Below are 12,430 nucleotides of genomic sequence, written 5' to 3'. Positions count from 1 at the left end.
AGGAGGGGACTATTCGCGTTCGGGATCAGGTTCTTCATCTGGGGTCTCCTTGGGGTTGGCCTCGCTTGCCAGCAGGAGAGCGAACATCTGTTCGGTGCCTGCTCCGCGCGGCAATCCGCGCGATGCTTCGAGGATGATTTCCAACCCTAGAGACCTTCGCCCTTCGCGTGCTTGAAGGGTCTCGCTGGCTCCAGCGGTTGGCGTGAAAATGCCGCTCATTCGCGCAACATGCAATAGCCAACGGCGGAAGGAGGGCTGTGCACAAAGCGCCTTGAGGTCGAGCTCGACGGGCGTGCTCACGAGACCCGCACCATCAGCACCGAGCCGTTCCGGTAGGTTTCGCCGATCCCCACGCCAGCCGCCGCAGCGGCAGCGTCATTGGCGGCGTTGGTGAGGGCTACCGCCGAAAGATCGCGCACTCGCGTCGTCGGCAATGCCTGGAGCCCGCTCTGTTGTCCCGGCCGCCTAAAGCCGCGCGTCTCGCCCGAGTTGCGGGCGCCGTAGGTCATCCGACCAGCCGCTGGAGCATCGATCCGTCGCCCGTGTCCGCCTCGCTCAGCAGACGAGCCGCGTCCGCTCCATCCTTCGTAGCGGGCATCATGGCTGCCATGCGTTCGGCCTGCTGCTGCTGGGCGCGGCCTTGGCGGATCGCGTCGCGAACCTTGGTGTCGCGGAGACCCGCTGCTGGTGCGCCCGTGCGGTCCCAATAATCGTGGATGATAGCGTCGATATCGATATTGTCCGGCGCCTCGGGGAATGCCGCCGCGAGATTGCCGACGAAAGCAACCGAGCGCTCCGTCTGCGAAATGCCGAGCAGTTTCTGCGCCTGGGCCAGCACGGAGACGAAATCGACCTTGATCTCCATGCCCTGGATTTCGGGAGGGGCCGGCGGCAACATCCCGGCGCGCGCCATGATCCCGAACATGCGGTCGAACGCCACCTGCAGGAATTCGCTGTTGGCGCGGTCGATCACCGGACCCAGCTGCGTCATCTGCTCTTCATGCCGGCGGAGCAGCTCTTCCACATTGCGCGGTTGGACCCCGTCCATGTTGGTGATCGCCATGAACAGGTCGGCGTAGGTCATCGCGTCGACGGCGCGGTGGAGACGCTCAATTTTGTTGTCGAGCAGACTCAGGATCTTCGGATCGATCTCGTAAACCGGTTTGATGCCAACGCTCATGTCCACGGCCGCGACCGCAGTGTGCGAGCCAGGCAGCATCGATACCCGATCGATCGACGGCGGACCGAATGTCGGCGGCTTGACCGCCATGTCCTCGGCTTCGCCAGAGCGCTTCGCCGCCAGTTGCAACGCGCGCATGTCGGGGAGCGCCTTCTTGCCGCGGCCAGTGCCCCAATCCTCGCCGCTCAGCGTCTCCCAGCGCGGCGCCATGAACGGCTGCTCGCGGAAACCCTCAATGCACAGGAATTTCTTCTTGGTCGTCTCGTCGGGTTGCCATTTGATCGACCGCCAGCGCATCCCGATCGCGCCGAGCTTGCCGGGGACGTAGGCGGGATTCTCTTCGATCAGCTGGTTGACGACGAAGGCCCGGCCATAGAACCCGCCGTTCCATGCTTCCTTGACGCCTTGGGTGACGCGGCTCCAATCGAGGCTCTGGCTGTCGAATCGGTCGGCGACGAACTTCTCGACCATTTGCTGGGTCGTCAGCGTGAAGGTTCTGCTCAGCGCACTGGGCCGGCCGTCCTCGCCCGTGCTGAGCCCGTACTCGCCAAAGGTCAGCGGATGATTGACGCTGATCGACTGATCATTGGCGACCATCGTATCCGCAGCGGTGCCGAAGGCCGACATCTCGAGGTAAACGGCGAGCGCCGCCTCGTAGAAGTTGGACATCGCGAAGGCCGCGTACATGCGGGTCGCGACGTCATCGAGCCACAGCCGCACCGGATGGTAGGCCATCAGGTCTTCGTCGATCAGGGTCGGGCGAAACCAGGCCTGCGAGCGCGACGAGAGGCCCGACAGCATGCCGTTGGCGCAAATCTCGAACGAGCGAATGGCGTGGCCGTCGTAGAGGGTGTTGCGGCTGCTGGCGTTCTTCCGTTGCCCGCCGCGAGACGTGGGGATCGCCTTGTAATTCTCGACGATCTGCTTGGACCGAGACGGCATGCACAGCCCGGCGATGTCGTACACGTCGGCGTCGACATCCTTGCGAGTCTCGGCCATCGCCCTGAAGCGGTTCTCGGCATGCTTCCTGAGCTTGTCGTCGGGCGCCTCGCGGACCGTGAGGACTTCGCGCTCGGCCAAGCTAGACCCCCGTGATAGTCGGGCCGCTGGTCGTTGGCGCTCCCGTATTCTGCGAGAACATCATCGCGGCGTATCCGCGGCGGCGGCGGTCGGCTTCATCAGTGAGGCTGGTCCCGGCTTGCACAGGCGTTTTGGGCGTCTGCCGCTCAGGAACGCTCGGCGGCTTGGGCATGTTCGGAGCACCGAAGCACATGGGCTAGAGCGCGCCCGAGCCGAGCAGCACCGCCAGCACGACGCAAGCGAGGCCAGCAGGGACCAGATTGACGCTGCCGATGCTCACCTTCGGAAGAGCCGCGAGGATGAACAGGATCAGCGCAACGATGAGCAGGATGGTTGAGACCGTCATGGTGCCTCCGTGGTTGGCGGAGGCTTACGCTGTGGCGGGTCTAGCGGGCGGCTTTATGCACAGCGCCTAGCGGCGCAGGTAGGCGATCAGCGCGAGCACAATGAGCAGGCTCACAACGCCGCTGAGAATCTCGGCCATGAGGCCGGTTAGTTTAGCTCGTTGAATCTGTCACGTTCTGGCGGGGCGTAGGCATCGTGGCGGCGCTGCTCGAAGACGACGAACCGCGCGGCCTCCATCAACGCCGCCTCACCATGGGCTTCGTACTCAGCGAGCGACACGCTAACACTACCCTTGCGCCCATCAGGTGCGGTGAAATCGGCGTGCATGCCCTCCCCCTGGCTGTCAGTGAGGCAACGGAGGTTGGTAAGCCTCACCCCAGCTCCGCAAATCGGTCGTAGTTTGTGCCTTCGATATAGGCGGCAGGATCGCGATGCTTCGGCACGCGCGGCATGACCGGCTCGGCAAAAGTGCATGCGAGCGCATCTGCATCGTCCGGAGAGGCCAGGCCGCGCGCCTTCATGTGCTCCTTCTTCTCGAGCTGGATGCTGGTCTGGTCAGGTCCGTAACCATATTCGACGCCCGTCAGGTCAGTCTCAATGTCATCGTCGTCGGGTATCGCGCCCGTTGCCAGCCAGGCGCGCATGTTCGTCCACATCTCCGATCGCTTGTTCATCGTCTTGACACGCATATCGGCAGACCAGGTCGCCTCCCGTCCAGCACCGCCGAACCACACCTCATAAACGGGAAACTTTGGTCGCCCACCGCCGCTGCTGAACAACTGGCGCAACCGATCGACGACCGCCGCCCCGATGTTGCCGGCATCGACGAAGATCGCGTCGGGCTTCCACCGCTCGGCTTCCAGCGCGATATCGCCGGCGAGGAGCATCGCGTCCTGTTTGTGCCACCGCTTCCACGGCACCGAGCGCCCGTCCCGCCCCTTGCGGATGGCCAAGGTCGAGTGATCATCGCCAAAGCGGGCACAGTCGACCCCGAAGATGATGGGGTCTGTGACGAGGCCGGACGGGACCTCACGAGTACGCGCCTGCTGCGCCAGATCGGAGGCGATGAATTGCATCGAGCTCGCCCGCGGAAACTGGCCCTTGACGCGGACCCGCACGAAATCGCTGTCATCGCCATAGGTATCAATCCACGACTTGAGCAGCGTCTTGTTGGTACGCTTGACCTCGCGGCTGTCGATCTGACGGTGCGTGAAGCGGTGGCGATGGCGGCCCGCGATGCCCTCCTTGAACCGCCCGGTGTTACGCGTTGGGTTGCCGTAGCCGAGCCACAGGATCTCGGTGTCGGCATCAGTCAGCGCGCCTTCAGCGACCTCCCAAATGGTGTCCGCGATCGCTGACGCCTCATCGAACGTGAGGATGATGCGCTTGCCCGCGTTATGCAGTCCGGCGAAGGCCTCCGGATTTCTCTCGCTCCACGGGATAGCATCGATCCGCCATGTGCGCTCGTGCCCTGGCTGGCTGGAATGGATGCTGGTGCCCTCGAGGATGAACAGCTGGCGCAGAAGCTCGAAGTTGAGCAGAGAGTGCCACTTCGCCATCTCCGCCCATGTCTTGGTCCTCAGTTGCGTCTCGGTGTTGGCGGTGATCACGCCGCGCGTGTCTTCATGCGTCATCAGTGCCCAGTGGTTGACCCAGCACACCTCGGCCGACTTGCCGATGCCGTGGCCGCTCGCCGTCAGGTCGAAAACGTGAGCGAACGGATCGGCCGTCAGCCTGTCCCCGATGGCGGCGAGCTGCTCTCGTTGCCATGTGTCTGGCCCATCCTCGTTCTCGAGCGGCGTTCCCTTGACGCCCCAAGGATACGCCCACAGCACGAAACCAAGCGGGTCGTGGGTGAACGAGCCAAGGTCAGCAATGATCTCGCGCTGCAGATTAGCGCCCATTGCGTGCCCGTTTGCGGGCTTCCTCCAACTCGCGCGCCGAGTCCGTTACTTCGACTTTGACCTTGTCGGTGAATTTCTCCGGCCGATGAGCCTTGAGCAGGATCTCCAGCATGCGGTCCGATTTGTCGGTACCGGTCGCTCGATCCCAGGCGACCTTTTCGAGCTTGTCGGCAGCCTCTTGCTCGGCGTCATCCCAGTCCTTGGCGAAGGCCTTATCATCGCTTCGCCAGTCATAAACTGCCGAGCGGCTAATGTTTGCAGAGCGGCACGCCTCGGCGACGTTGCAGTGTTTTGCGAGTGTCGCGAGGAACTTGGCGCGCGCGCGATTTGTCCGGATGGTATTCATCTTCGGTTTAGCGCCTTACGCCTTCCATGATTTCGCGAGCGCCCTTCTGCACACGGCGTCGTCGCGGCAGATGCTTGACCAGGTTCGCCGCAAGAGCTCGAAATTCGCGATCCGTGCGATACAACAGCTTTGCCCGATTATAGCCGCGGAGTACGCTGGAATGGTCGGAGGCGAGCGCCCGGCCAATTTCGGGAAAGCTGTGGTGCGTGAACTGACGGGCGACCCAAATGATCGCGTACCGCTCGGCCCAGGTTTCAGCATCCCCGCGACCATCACGGATCATGGCGATATGCTGCCGGTCTCCCTCCGTCACAGTGAAGATGAGCTCGCAAACGACCAAGGGCGCCGACGCAACTCGAGCAAGAGATTGAGCGCTTTCGTAGCGGTCGACGGCTGGCCCCATCAACATCAGTCGCTCGATGCCGGTTGACGACTGAGGTCGTTGCGTTCGGCGATGCGGCGCAACCGTTCGATCTCGCTCTGATCGGCGGCCAGCTTTTCACGGATTGCGACGTCGAACACCTTGAGCTTGAACGGCGGCTTGTTGAGGTTTCGGCTGACCGTTCGCACGACGGGCAGAATGTCCTGGTCGAGGGTAGCGCCGAGTGCGTACCAATCCTTCAGCAAGGCGAGGTCAGGCGGCGGTGAGACGAACCCGCCCTCTTCCATGACCGATCGCGCGTCGGCCGGAAGCTGCGGGGGTTTGGGGGTTCTTTCTTTCTTCTCTTCTTGGGTATGGAGTAGGGAGCTTGCGTCCGGTTGAACCCCTGCTTCAGCAGAGGCTAAGCCGGATTTAGCCGGGGCTTTATGCCGTCCCTGCTTTTTCAATGCTTTAGCTACGGCGCCCGCTTTTCCCTTCTCTGATTGTCGAGCACGGTGCTGTTGAACAGACTCGCGTTCGTCGGTTAGCCTGCGCTGCCTCCACTGGCCGCCATCGACCACGAAAAAGGCTTCAATGATCGGCCTGATCCGCTTCCATTGTTGGCCGTTCATTCTGGCATATCGGGCGAGCAGTCGGTCGTCGTCGGGCAGACAGCATTCGCTGGTCCGCCAAGCCGTTATCAGCAGTAGCAAATAGGCGCCGTGCTCAATCGTGGTCAGGTGCGTCGTGTCGCCCAGGTAGGCGTCGGTCCACAGCGGGAGCGCGGGAAACTCGGCCATTATGCGGCCTCCGTCATAGCAATTTCCCCTGCGTCTCTTCCCTCGGCGAGCAGAGCGTCGAGAGAACGCCACGCATAAGCTGCAGCCAATGGGACAACCCCGTTTCCACAGGCTCGGAGGCGGTCCACCCGATTGGCCAGCCCATCAGCCATTCGACGAACAGCGGGTTCAAGGTGCGGCGCTCGCTCAAGGATGGTTGGCCAGCGTCCGTCGTTTGGGCCTGGAGCGAAGGCGATTCCGCAAGTTCCATTGCCCTCCGCGAGAAGTCGCTGTTGCCCGCTTCGTTGTAGCTTTCCGTTCCCGGCGAACCCGCCATTGGCGTCGGCCAAGTCTCGGCTTGCTGCGTCAGGCCCGTCTGCGCCATGCGGCCCGTCTCGCGGTCGTAGGCTCGTTGGCCCGGTGTCCACGTCCGACCCTCCGCATCCTTCAGTCGCTCCGTGGTGATCCCCGGGTCGTGCGCCGCGGGCGTCCGCCATTCCTTGACCACTTCCTGCAGGTCCGGACCGCCGGCTCCGCGCTCCTCGCGCCTGCTGTTCGCTCCACCGCTGATCGCCTTCGCGGTCGGCCATGACGAACAATCGCTCGCGTCCGTGAGCAGCGCCGACGTCGGACGCGCGCCATATTCCGACCGCAACGCGGCAACCCAATCGCTCCAGTGCCGGGACCAATGCGGCGAGCTGCCCGTCGGCGTTCCCCGTGACGTTCTCTCGGAAGAGACGACCAGCCCCGCTCTCGTCGAAGATGCGAACGACCTGATCGATGAGGAACCGATCATCGTCTGCTCCGCCGCGCTTTCCCGCGACGCTGTTGGGCTGGCAGGGATCCCCCGACAGGACGCAATCCACCGCTCCGCGCCAACGGCGAGCGTCGAATGTGGCAACGTCAGTCCAGATAGGCGCTTGAGCCAGCTCAGCCGCTTCCATGCGCGATGCCAGGATCGCGGCGGCATATGCTTCCCTCTCGACGTGGCAGACCGTGCGAGCGCCCGGTAGCGCCACTTCAACGCCGAGGCCGAGCATTCCAGTGCCAGCGCAGAGCTCAAGCATTCGGAGGGGATATGGAGCCAGGTCATTCACCGGCCGCTCAAATAATCAGAGGCCCGCACCGCCTGATGCTTGCCGTAGAAATGGCAGGTCCGCTTGCCGACGCGCCCGTTGCGCACCTTGGCCGCGATCAGCTCGATCTTGTCGCGCGCATGGCCTATCGCGATGTCCCACTCGGCGCGCTTCTTGTCGTGAACGTCGGGCTCTGAGCGCTCGAGATAATATTCGTCGCGATAGACGAACATCACATGGTCGGCGTCCTGCTCGATGTCGCCGGCGTCGCGCAGGTCCGACAGCATGGGCCGCTTGTCGTCGCGGCGCTCGCATTCGCGGTTGAGCTGAGCGAGCACGATCATCGCGACGTCGCATTCCTTGGCGACCGCCTTGAGCGTGCGGCTGATCTCGCCGACCTCCTCGTATCGCTTGGCGCGCGGGTCGGAGCCTTTGATGAGGCCGAGATAGTCGACGATCACCAGGTCGAGCGTTTGCCCCGCGGCGATGAGACGGCGGCGGTGACGGCGAATCTCCATCGCGAGCCGGCCGATGCTGAGCGAGGGCGGATCCGTGATGAGCAGCGGCCACTCGGCGATTTGCCGACGCGCCAGCTTGAGCAAGTCCTTGTCGCGTTCAGCAAGTCGGCCGCGGCGCACATTCTCGAAGGTCGGACAGGACGAGCCGTGATCGTAAACCAGCGTCGTCATCGCCCGGGTGGTCAGCTCGGCGGCGCGCATTTCGAGGCTGATGACCGACACGCCGTTGCCAGCCTTCGCAGCGCCAAGCGCGAGCTCGACAGCCAATGCCGTCTTGCCCATGCTCGGGCGTCCGCCGAGGTACATCAGCTCGCCGCGCCTCAGATCGCCGGTCAGCTCGTTGAAGTCCTTGAGCCCGTCGATGTGGATACCCTGCGGTCCAAGCCCTGCAGCTTCGTCCTCGATCGCCTTCAGGGTCGTGTCGAACGATTGCGCCAGGCTGACGGTGGCGACGGCATTGGCGCGGCTGAGCGCCTGGGTAAGCGCGGAGTCGGCGGCATCGACCAGCTTGGCGACCGGCACCTCGACGGAGCGCGCGTCGGCGATGACCTCCAGCATCCCGTCGATCAGTCGGCGGCGCTTGGCGTGGTCGGCGATCTGATTGGCGAAGTCGCGCGCACCGACCACGCCCATGACGCCATAAGTGCCGCCGAGCTGTGCGAGATAACCGACCCCGCCGACGTCCTTCATGGCCGCGTCGCTGTCGAAATATGGCTTGAGCGTGATCGCGTTGGCGGTCCTGCCTTCGCCATGCAGCGACAGGATCGCGGTGAAGATGCGGGCGTGAAGCGGCTCGAAGAAATCGGCGGGCGCGACACGATCGGCAATCGGATCGATCAGCATCGGCTCGTACATCAGCGCGCCGAGCAGCGCCGCCTCTTCCTCGATGACCGCGAGCGGCTGAGGTTCGCTTTCCACGATGGCGAGCTCGGCACTCATGCTGCGATCTCGAAAAGCAGCTTAGGCTCGGTTGGATGCTTGTCGGTGCGCGGCCTCGATTGGCACGACCATGAGCGGCCCTTCACTTCGCCGATGAGTTTCCAGCCAGCCGCAGCGAGGCTCGTGCCCGGCTCGCGCTTCAAAATGTATGTGCCGACGCGCTGATAGCCGAGCGCGAATGCCGCCCGAGCAGCTGCGCCGTAGAGGAACGAGCAAGCGTTCTTCGTGCCGTCGGTGCAAAGGCGCGTGACTTCTAGGGTCAGGCCGTCGTCACGACCGCGAGCAACCGGGCGCCCGATGATCGCCACGCCGACGAGCTTGCCGTCGAGCAGCGCTGCGAGGCTGAATTTGTGACCAACGGGCGGCGTGTGGTGGCGATGATGCAGGCGCACGAACGCAGCCGCTTGATCGAAGTCGATGGGAGCGACCGACAGCCTCATTGCCGCACCCAATCGTTGTACGCGGTCAGATACTTCTCCCGCGCCTCTTCCTTCGCGGCCTGATGCGCCGGATCGTCGAGCAAGCGCGGATCGTCGACCTCGGCCAGGATCATCGCGCGATGCACGGCGTAGGCGCGGAGAACGTCGTCCTTCGTGACAGTGCGCGGGGTGAGGCGGAGGACGGCGGCGGTCATGCGCTCGGCTCCAAGATGAAGCAGGCGATGTGGCGCCCCGTTCCCTTGCCGGCCGATCCGTCCTCAGTAGCGAGCCATCTGACATCGCCGAGATTGCGGACGTGCGCGTGATCCCCGAGGATTTCGCGCATCAGCATCAGCACCCACTTATCGACCGGATAGACCAGCACGACGCGCTTGCCCTTGCGGCATTCCTCGATCGCCTTCCGCACCCAAGCGGTCGGTCCCTTCTTCTTGCCCTGGTGGGTGATCGAGCCGAATGGTGGGTTGACGTAGTTGCTCTGTCCCCACTCGCACGTCAGGCCGTCGAAGCCCTCCGGTAGCGGGAACGGGCAAGGGTCGAAGTCGAAGTGAAACTCGGCGTCCAGATCGGCATAAAGCGCGAGCGGGGTCAGCCAGTAATGCTTGCCGTCGTCGCCGTTGCCGACGTGGAACTTGTTGGCCTCTGGCGGGAGCTGCGACTGATGCGCTTGCTGCGCCTCGCCGAAAAGGTTGGTGCCGAGGAACGTCATGCCGCAAGCCTGACGCGCGGGCTGACCTTAGCCGCGACCGCCACGCCGACGCCGTGTGTCGAATAGATGCGCGACTGCTCGCCGCGCCTGATCTGATGGCCGAGATATTCGAGGACGCTGACCTTGCGCTTCCATCGAGCGGATTCGGCGCGGTCAAGCTTGTCGTGATCCTCGGCGGTGAGATAGATCGCGCGCACTTCCATCTGACGCGCGCGGACCTTCTCAAGCGCAGCGTCGAGCCGGTCGATGATCGGGAAGCGGCTCACGCGGCTGCCCTGGCTTTGTAAGCACGCTGACGGCCAGCGGCACAGGTGCGGCATTGCCGACGGCCATCTGGCGTGGCGTAGGTGTTGGGGGGCGAAAGCGCATGGCCTCGCTGGCAATGTGTCTTTCCCGAATTGCCGCCCCGGGCCCGCCCCTTAGCCACCTTGTCGGCGACGTTATCGGCGTGTGTCCCCAAAGTGAGATGCGCGGGGTTGCAGCACGGTGGGTTGTCGCAGCGATGAAGAATTACATCGTCGCGACGCAGCTCGATGTTGTGGGTGAGGGAATAAGCGACGCGATGTGCCCGAACACCGAAGCTGCTTCCCCAATAGAAATAGCCATAGCCGACCGTGCGCGATCCGATGAACGGCCAGCATTCGTCCTCGCCGCCCCGCTCGACTTTGGCCCAAAAAGCATCGCGTTGATCCATCGGAATGATGGTCGAAGGCGTGACGGTCGGCATCAGACCGCCGCCCTTCCGTCGATGCTTGGCATCATCTCGCGCTCAAGGACGCCAGCCCGCCAAGGTGCGATGATCCCCGCGACGATCAGCTGATAATCGAGCAGCCCGCACGCTTCCGCCGCGTCATGCTTCTGGACGTCGAAGCCGAGATCACGGCACCGCGTCATCGCCATATGCTTCAGGTCCGGCGTCTTGGTCCCGCGCGGCATCTTGCCGATGAAGTGACGGCGCCATGTCGCCTGATGCACCGCCCGGTGCCGAGCGCCGACCGCTTCCGCGAAGGATTCGACGTGTGCGGCTAGGCCGGCGGCAAGGTAGAGCGTCGCCACGTTCGTGTGCCCGTGCAGCGAGCCGGGCGACAGCGGCTCCTCGAACACGATCTCGTCGAGGGATGCGACACGGTGAAGGTCGAGCAGTTGCTTATGCAGACGAACGAACGCCCGGCCGCGCCATTCAAGCGAGCCGAGCGCCCATGTGCCGCTGACGGGAAGCGCTTGGCCCTGAGACCACAGCGCGAATCCCGTCGAGCGGACACTTAAGTCGAGAGCGAGGAAGTTCATTCGCCGCGCCTCGTTTCAATGTCAGTCCCGTGGTGGTGGGCGCGAATGCGCTGTCGCCCGCCAAAGCGATCACTCAGAAAGTCGGCGATGTTTTCGTGATATGGCTTCGGCAAGCCGGCCGCTTCGACGCAAGCGGCCTGAATATCCTCCACCATGATCGTGTCGGCCGTCTCGATCTTGAGTTTGTAGATTACGACCAAGCCATTGTTGCAGCATGGCGCAGTGAAGCGCTGGCGATAGATGTTCATGCCGCGACCTCGACCCTTGGAGGTTGCCAACGCGGCGGACACTGAACGACATTGAATCGCCGCGCATAAGGGCCAGAGCAAAACTCGGCATCGCCCTCACCCGCAAATAGCGGCGCTCGACGGCGCCAATGGTTCTGGGCGACCGATGAGCTGTCGACGCTGTAGAATGGCCAAGGCCCTCCGCATTGTGCCATGCCGCGCAGCATGTGCAGCCGAGGCGTCCGCTTGAACGCTCGCTCTATCTCTTCGAAGGTTTCGTGCATCCGCACGGTCCACAATGGCCCGCCGACCTGCCAATGATCGTCAGTCGATCCGATGCAGACGAGCGGCCACTTTTCGCACAGGCGCAACAGCCGCGCGATCGGCTCGCCAGTGTGCCAAACAGGAGCGCCGCGGTCTCCATGCGGCCATTGATCGACCAAGGGGTCTTGGGCCTGCGATCCTTCAGCAATAACGTCGGGAATCACCGCCCAAGTGGAGGGATAGTCCAACCAACGGGCGCACCATTCGTAGTAAGCAGTCCAATCAGTAATCGGACGGCCTTGCTTGAACGCCGTAAATGCGCCGTTATCCAGCATAACAGACTGCGCAATTTCATGGATTGTCTCCACCTGCGAGGGGTAGGCGAAGGACACGCCAAGCATCTCTCCGGCGAGCTGCCTAAGCGCTCCTTCCGGCGTGACCGGACCCATGTGGTAGTGAAGGGTCACGCCGCGTCGAGCGTCGCGAGATTTTCCTGACCGAGACCATGCTTGTCGACCGTCGGCATGGCCGGCGCATCGTCGCCGCTCATTTTGTCGACGAGATCCTGCGAAATGCCGATCCCGAGCGCCTTCATGCCGCCGTAGAGCGTGCGCAGGAAGTCGTCGCGCGTCTCTTCGCTCTCGCCGTTGAGCTTGAACAGCAGCTTCGCGGCCCGCTTGTTCAGGTGGCAGTCTTTCTCGATCATCGCCCAGGCCGCGCTGAGATCGCCGCGAATCTTGGCGCTCTTTTCGTCGGCCGGCTTCAGGTCGTTGAGGAAGATGCGCTTCATCTTCGCGAAATCGGGAGCGATCACTTCGGTGACTTGCGCGGTTTTAGGGTCGGATCGTGCCATGATGTTTCTCCTTCAGTTTGCCTGTGGTCCAAGTTCTTTGCGGAGCTGGCGCAGCGCGCCCTGTCCCCATCCGCGGGACTTGCCGAGTTGAGCCGCAGCCCTGTCGCCGTCGCCGTGCTGCGAAA

The 12,430-nt window shown here is 63.5% G+C and carries 20 protein-coding genes; 1 reads left to right on the top strand and 19 read right to left on the bottom strand.

From position 1 onward, the window contains the following. Positions 1-9 precede the first annotated feature (9 nt). From N539_RS18555 to N539_RS17855, 7 genes are all read right to left on the bottom strand, one after another. Positions 10-219 (bottom strand): hypothetical protein, encoded by a 210-nt coding sequence (locus tag N539_RS18555; protein ID WP_197018403.1) that lies wholly within the window; start codon positions 217-219, stop codon positions 10-12. Positions 220-296: 77 nt separating this feature from the next. Further along, positions 297-509, bottom strand: a complete 213-nt coding sequence (locus N539_RS0110075; protein ID WP_028970149.1) for a hypothetical protein — start codon at positions 507-509, stop codon at positions 297-299. After that, on the bottom strand, positions 506-2,260 hold the full coding sequence (locus N539_RS0110070; protein ID WP_051531724.1) for a portal protein: 1,755 nt from the start codon (positions 2,258-2,260) through the stop codon (positions 506-508). Before N539_RS0110070 ends, N539_RS0110075 begins: the two co-directional genes overlap by 4 nt. Positions 2,261-2,456: 196 nt before the next feature. Next, the gene (locus tag N539_RS18550) at positions 2,457-2,606 is read right to left on the bottom strand and encodes a hypothetical protein (RefSeq protein WP_156029879.1); all 150 of its coding nucleotides are present in this window, start codon (positions 2,604-2,606) and stop codon (positions 2,457-2,459) included. Positions 2,607-2,752: 146 nt separating this feature from the next. Continuing rightward, positions 2,753-2,932: a hypothetical protein gene (locus tag N539_RS0110060; RefSeq protein WP_156029878.1), complete on the bottom strand. Its 180-nt coding sequence runs from the start codon at positions 2,930-2,932 to the stop codon at positions 2,753-2,755. 44 nt (positions 2,933-2,976) lie between these two features. Further along, complete coding sequence (locus tag N539_RS0110055) at positions 2,977-4,509, bottom strand: hypothetical protein (protein ID WP_028970146.1); 1,533 nt, start codon at positions 4,507-4,509, stop codon at positions 2,977-2,979. After that, positions 4,499-4,855, bottom strand: a complete 357-nt coding sequence (locus N539_RS17855) for a hypothetical protein (protein ID WP_051531723.1) — start codon at positions 4,853-4,855, stop codon at positions 4,499-4,501. Before N539_RS17855 ends, N539_RS0110055 begins: the two co-directional genes overlap by 11 nt. On the opposite strand from N539_RS17855, the gene N539_RS18810 reads away from it, so the two are divergent. After that, complete coding sequence (locus tag N539_RS18810; protein WP_197018402.1) at positions 4,845-5,285, top strand: hypothetical protein; 441 nt, start codon at positions 4,845-4,847, stop codon at positions 5,283-5,285. The genes N539_RS17855 and N539_RS18810 overlap by 11 nt on opposite strands. On the opposite strand, the gene N539_RS17850 is transcribed toward N539_RS18810, so the two are convergent. From N539_RS17850 to N539_RS0109980, 12 genes are read right to left on the bottom strand one after another with little or no spacing between them, the layout of a single operon-like run. After that, entirely contained in the window at positions 5,264-6,016 is a 753-nt protein-coding gene (locus N539_RS17850) for a YdaU family protein (RefSeq protein ID WP_028970144.1), read from the bottom strand. The genes N539_RS18810 and N539_RS17850 overlap by 22 nt on opposite strands. Next, positions 6,016-7,035 carry a DNA cytosine methyltransferase gene (locus tag N539_RS18235; RefSeq protein WP_443027628.1) on the bottom strand — a complete coding sequence of 340 codons (1,020 nt, stop codon included), beginning with the start codon at positions 7,033-7,035 and terminating at the stop codon, positions 6,016-6,018. Before N539_RS18235 ends, N539_RS17850 begins: the two co-directional genes overlap by 1 nt. A gap of 53 nt (positions 7,036-7,088) precedes the next feature. Beyond that, positions 7,089-8,528: a replicative DNA helicase gene (locus N539_RS16565; protein ID WP_051531722.1), complete on the bottom strand. Its 1,440-nt coding sequence runs from the start codon at positions 8,526-8,528 to the stop codon at positions 7,089-7,091. Then, entirely contained in the window at positions 8,525-8,968 is a 444-nt protein-coding gene (locus tag N539_RS19030) for an XF1762 family protein (protein ID WP_028970142.1), read from the bottom strand. Before N539_RS19030 ends, N539_RS16565 begins: the two co-directional genes overlap by 4 nt. Then, positions 8,965-9,162 carry a hypothetical protein gene (locus N539_RS0110015; protein ID WP_028970141.1) on the bottom strand — a complete coding sequence of 66 codons (198 nt, stop codon included), beginning with the start codon at positions 9,160-9,162 and terminating at the stop codon, positions 8,965-8,967. The genes N539_RS19030 and N539_RS0110015 overlap by 4 nt, the downstream gene beginning before the upstream one ends. Further along, a complete protein-coding gene (locus tag N539_RS0110010; RefSeq protein ID WP_028970140.1) occupies positions 9,159-9,674 on the bottom strand; it encodes a DNA N-6-adenine-methyltransferase in 516 nt (171 codons plus the stop codon). Before N539_RS0110010 ends, N539_RS0110015 begins: the two co-directional genes overlap by 4 nt. Continuing rightward, entirely contained in the window at positions 9,671-9,940 is a 270-nt protein-coding gene (locus N539_RS0110005; RefSeq protein ID WP_028970139.1) for a hypothetical protein, read from the bottom strand. Before N539_RS0110005 ends, N539_RS0110010 begins: the two co-directional genes overlap by 4 nt. Further along, on the bottom strand, positions 9,937-10,401 hold the full coding sequence (locus N539_RS17845; RefSeq protein ID WP_051531721.1) for an HNH endonuclease: 465 nt from the start codon (positions 10,399-10,401) through the stop codon (positions 9,937-9,939). Before N539_RS17845 ends, N539_RS0110005 begins: the two co-directional genes overlap by 4 nt. After that, positions 10,401-10,961 (bottom strand): hypothetical protein, encoded by a 561-nt coding sequence (locus N539_RS0109995; RefSeq protein ID WP_028970138.1) that lies wholly within the window; start codon positions 10,959-10,961, stop codon positions 10,401-10,403. Before N539_RS0109995 ends, N539_RS17845 begins: the two co-directional genes overlap by 1 nt. Beyond that, a complete protein-coding gene (locus N539_RS0109990; RefSeq protein WP_028970137.1) occupies positions 10,958-11,209 on the bottom strand; it encodes a hypothetical protein in 252 nt (83 codons plus the stop codon). Before N539_RS0109990 ends, N539_RS0109995 begins: the two co-directional genes overlap by 4 nt. Beyond that, positions 11,206-11,919 carry a hypothetical protein gene (locus N539_RS18545; protein WP_156029877.1) on the bottom strand — a complete coding sequence of 238 codons (714 nt, stop codon included), beginning with the start codon at positions 11,917-11,919 and terminating at the stop codon, positions 11,206-11,208. The genes N539_RS0109990 and N539_RS18545 overlap by 4 nt, the downstream gene beginning before the upstream one ends. Then, positions 11,916-12,305, bottom strand: coding sequence for a hypothetical protein (locus N539_RS0109980; protein ID WP_028970136.1), 390 nt, complete (start codon positions 12,303-12,305; stop codon positions 11,916-11,918). The genes N539_RS18545 and N539_RS0109980 overlap by 4 nt, the downstream gene beginning before the upstream one ends. Between the last annotated feature and the right edge of the window lie 125 nt (positions 12,306-12,430).

It is taken from the genome of Sphingomonas sp. URHD0057, assembly GCF_000620665.1.
Taxonomy (GTDB): domain Bacteria; phylum Pseudomonadota; class Alphaproteobacteria; order Sphingomonadales; family Sphingomonadaceae; genus Sphingomicrobium.
This window is presented reverse-complemented; position numbering and strand designations above follow the sequence as displayed.

Bases quoted from the DNA above. Each gene is read 5' to 3' on its own strand.
- N539_RS16565 (WP_051531722.1), bottom strand. From the start codon at position 8,528: ATGAGTGCCGAGCTCGCCATCGTGGAAAGCGAACCTCAGCCGCTCGCG.
- N539_RS0110060 (WP_156029878.1), bottom strand. From the start codon at position 2,932: ATGCACGCCGATTTCACCGCACCTGATGGGCGCAAGGGTAGTGTTAGC.
- N539_RS19030 (WP_028970142.1), bottom strand. From the start codon at position 8,968: ATGAGGCTGTCGGTCGCTCCCATCGACTTCGATCAAGCGGCTGCGTTC.
- N539_RS0110055 (WP_028970146.1), bottom strand. From the start codon at position 4,509: ATGGGCGCTAATCTGCAGCGCGAGATCATTGCTGACCTTGGCTCGTTC.
- N539_RS18550 (WP_156029879.1), bottom strand. From the start codon at position 2,606: ATGACGGTCTCAACCATCCTGCTCATCGTTGCGCTGATCCTGTTCATC.
- N539_RS18810 (WP_197018402.1), top strand. From the start codon at position 4,845: ATGGTATTCATCTTCGGTTTAGCGCCTTACGCCTTCCATGATTTCGCG.
- N539_RS0110015 (WP_028970141.1), bottom strand. From the start codon at position 9,162: ATGACCGCCGCCGTCCTCCGCCTCACCCCGCGCACTGTCACGAAGGAC.
- N539_RS0109980 (WP_028970136.1), bottom strand. From the start codon at position 12,305: ATGGCACGATCCGACCCTAAAACCGCGCAAGTCACCGAAGTGATCGCT.
- N539_RS17850 (WP_028970144.1), bottom strand. From the start codon at position 6,016: ATGGCCGAGTTTCCCGCGCTCCCGCTGTGGACCGACGCCTACCTGGGC.
- N539_RS0110075 (WP_028970149.1), bottom strand. From the start codon at position 509: ATGACCTACGGCGCCCGCAACTCGGGCGAGACGCGCGGCTTTAGGCGG.
- N539_RS18235 (WP_443027628.1), bottom strand. From the start codon at position 7,035: ATGCTCGGCCTCGGCGTTGAAGTGGCGCTACCGGGCGCTCGCACGGTC.
- N539_RS18555 (WP_197018403.1), bottom strand. From the start codon at position 219: ATGAGCGGCATTTTCACGCCAACCGCTGGAGCCAGCGAGACCCTTCAA.
- N539_RS17855 (WP_051531723.1), bottom strand. From the start codon at position 4,855: ATGAATACCATCCGGACAAATCGCGCGCGCGCCAAGTTCCTCGCGACA.
- N539_RS0109995 (WP_028970138.1), bottom strand. From the start codon at position 10,961: ATGAACTTCCTCGCTCTCGACTTAAGTGTCCGCTCGACGGGATTCGCG.
- N539_RS0110010 (WP_028970140.1), bottom strand. From the start codon at position 9,674: ATGACGTTCCTCGGCACCAACCTTTTCGGCGAGGCGCAGCAAGCGCAT.
- N539_RS0109990 (WP_028970137.1), bottom strand. From the start codon at position 11,209: ATGAACATCTATCGCCAGCGCTTCACTGCGCCATGCTGCAACAATGGC.
- N539_RS17845 (WP_051531721.1), bottom strand. From the start codon at position 10,401: ATGCCGACCGTCACGCCTTCGACCATCATTCCGATGGATCAACGCGAT.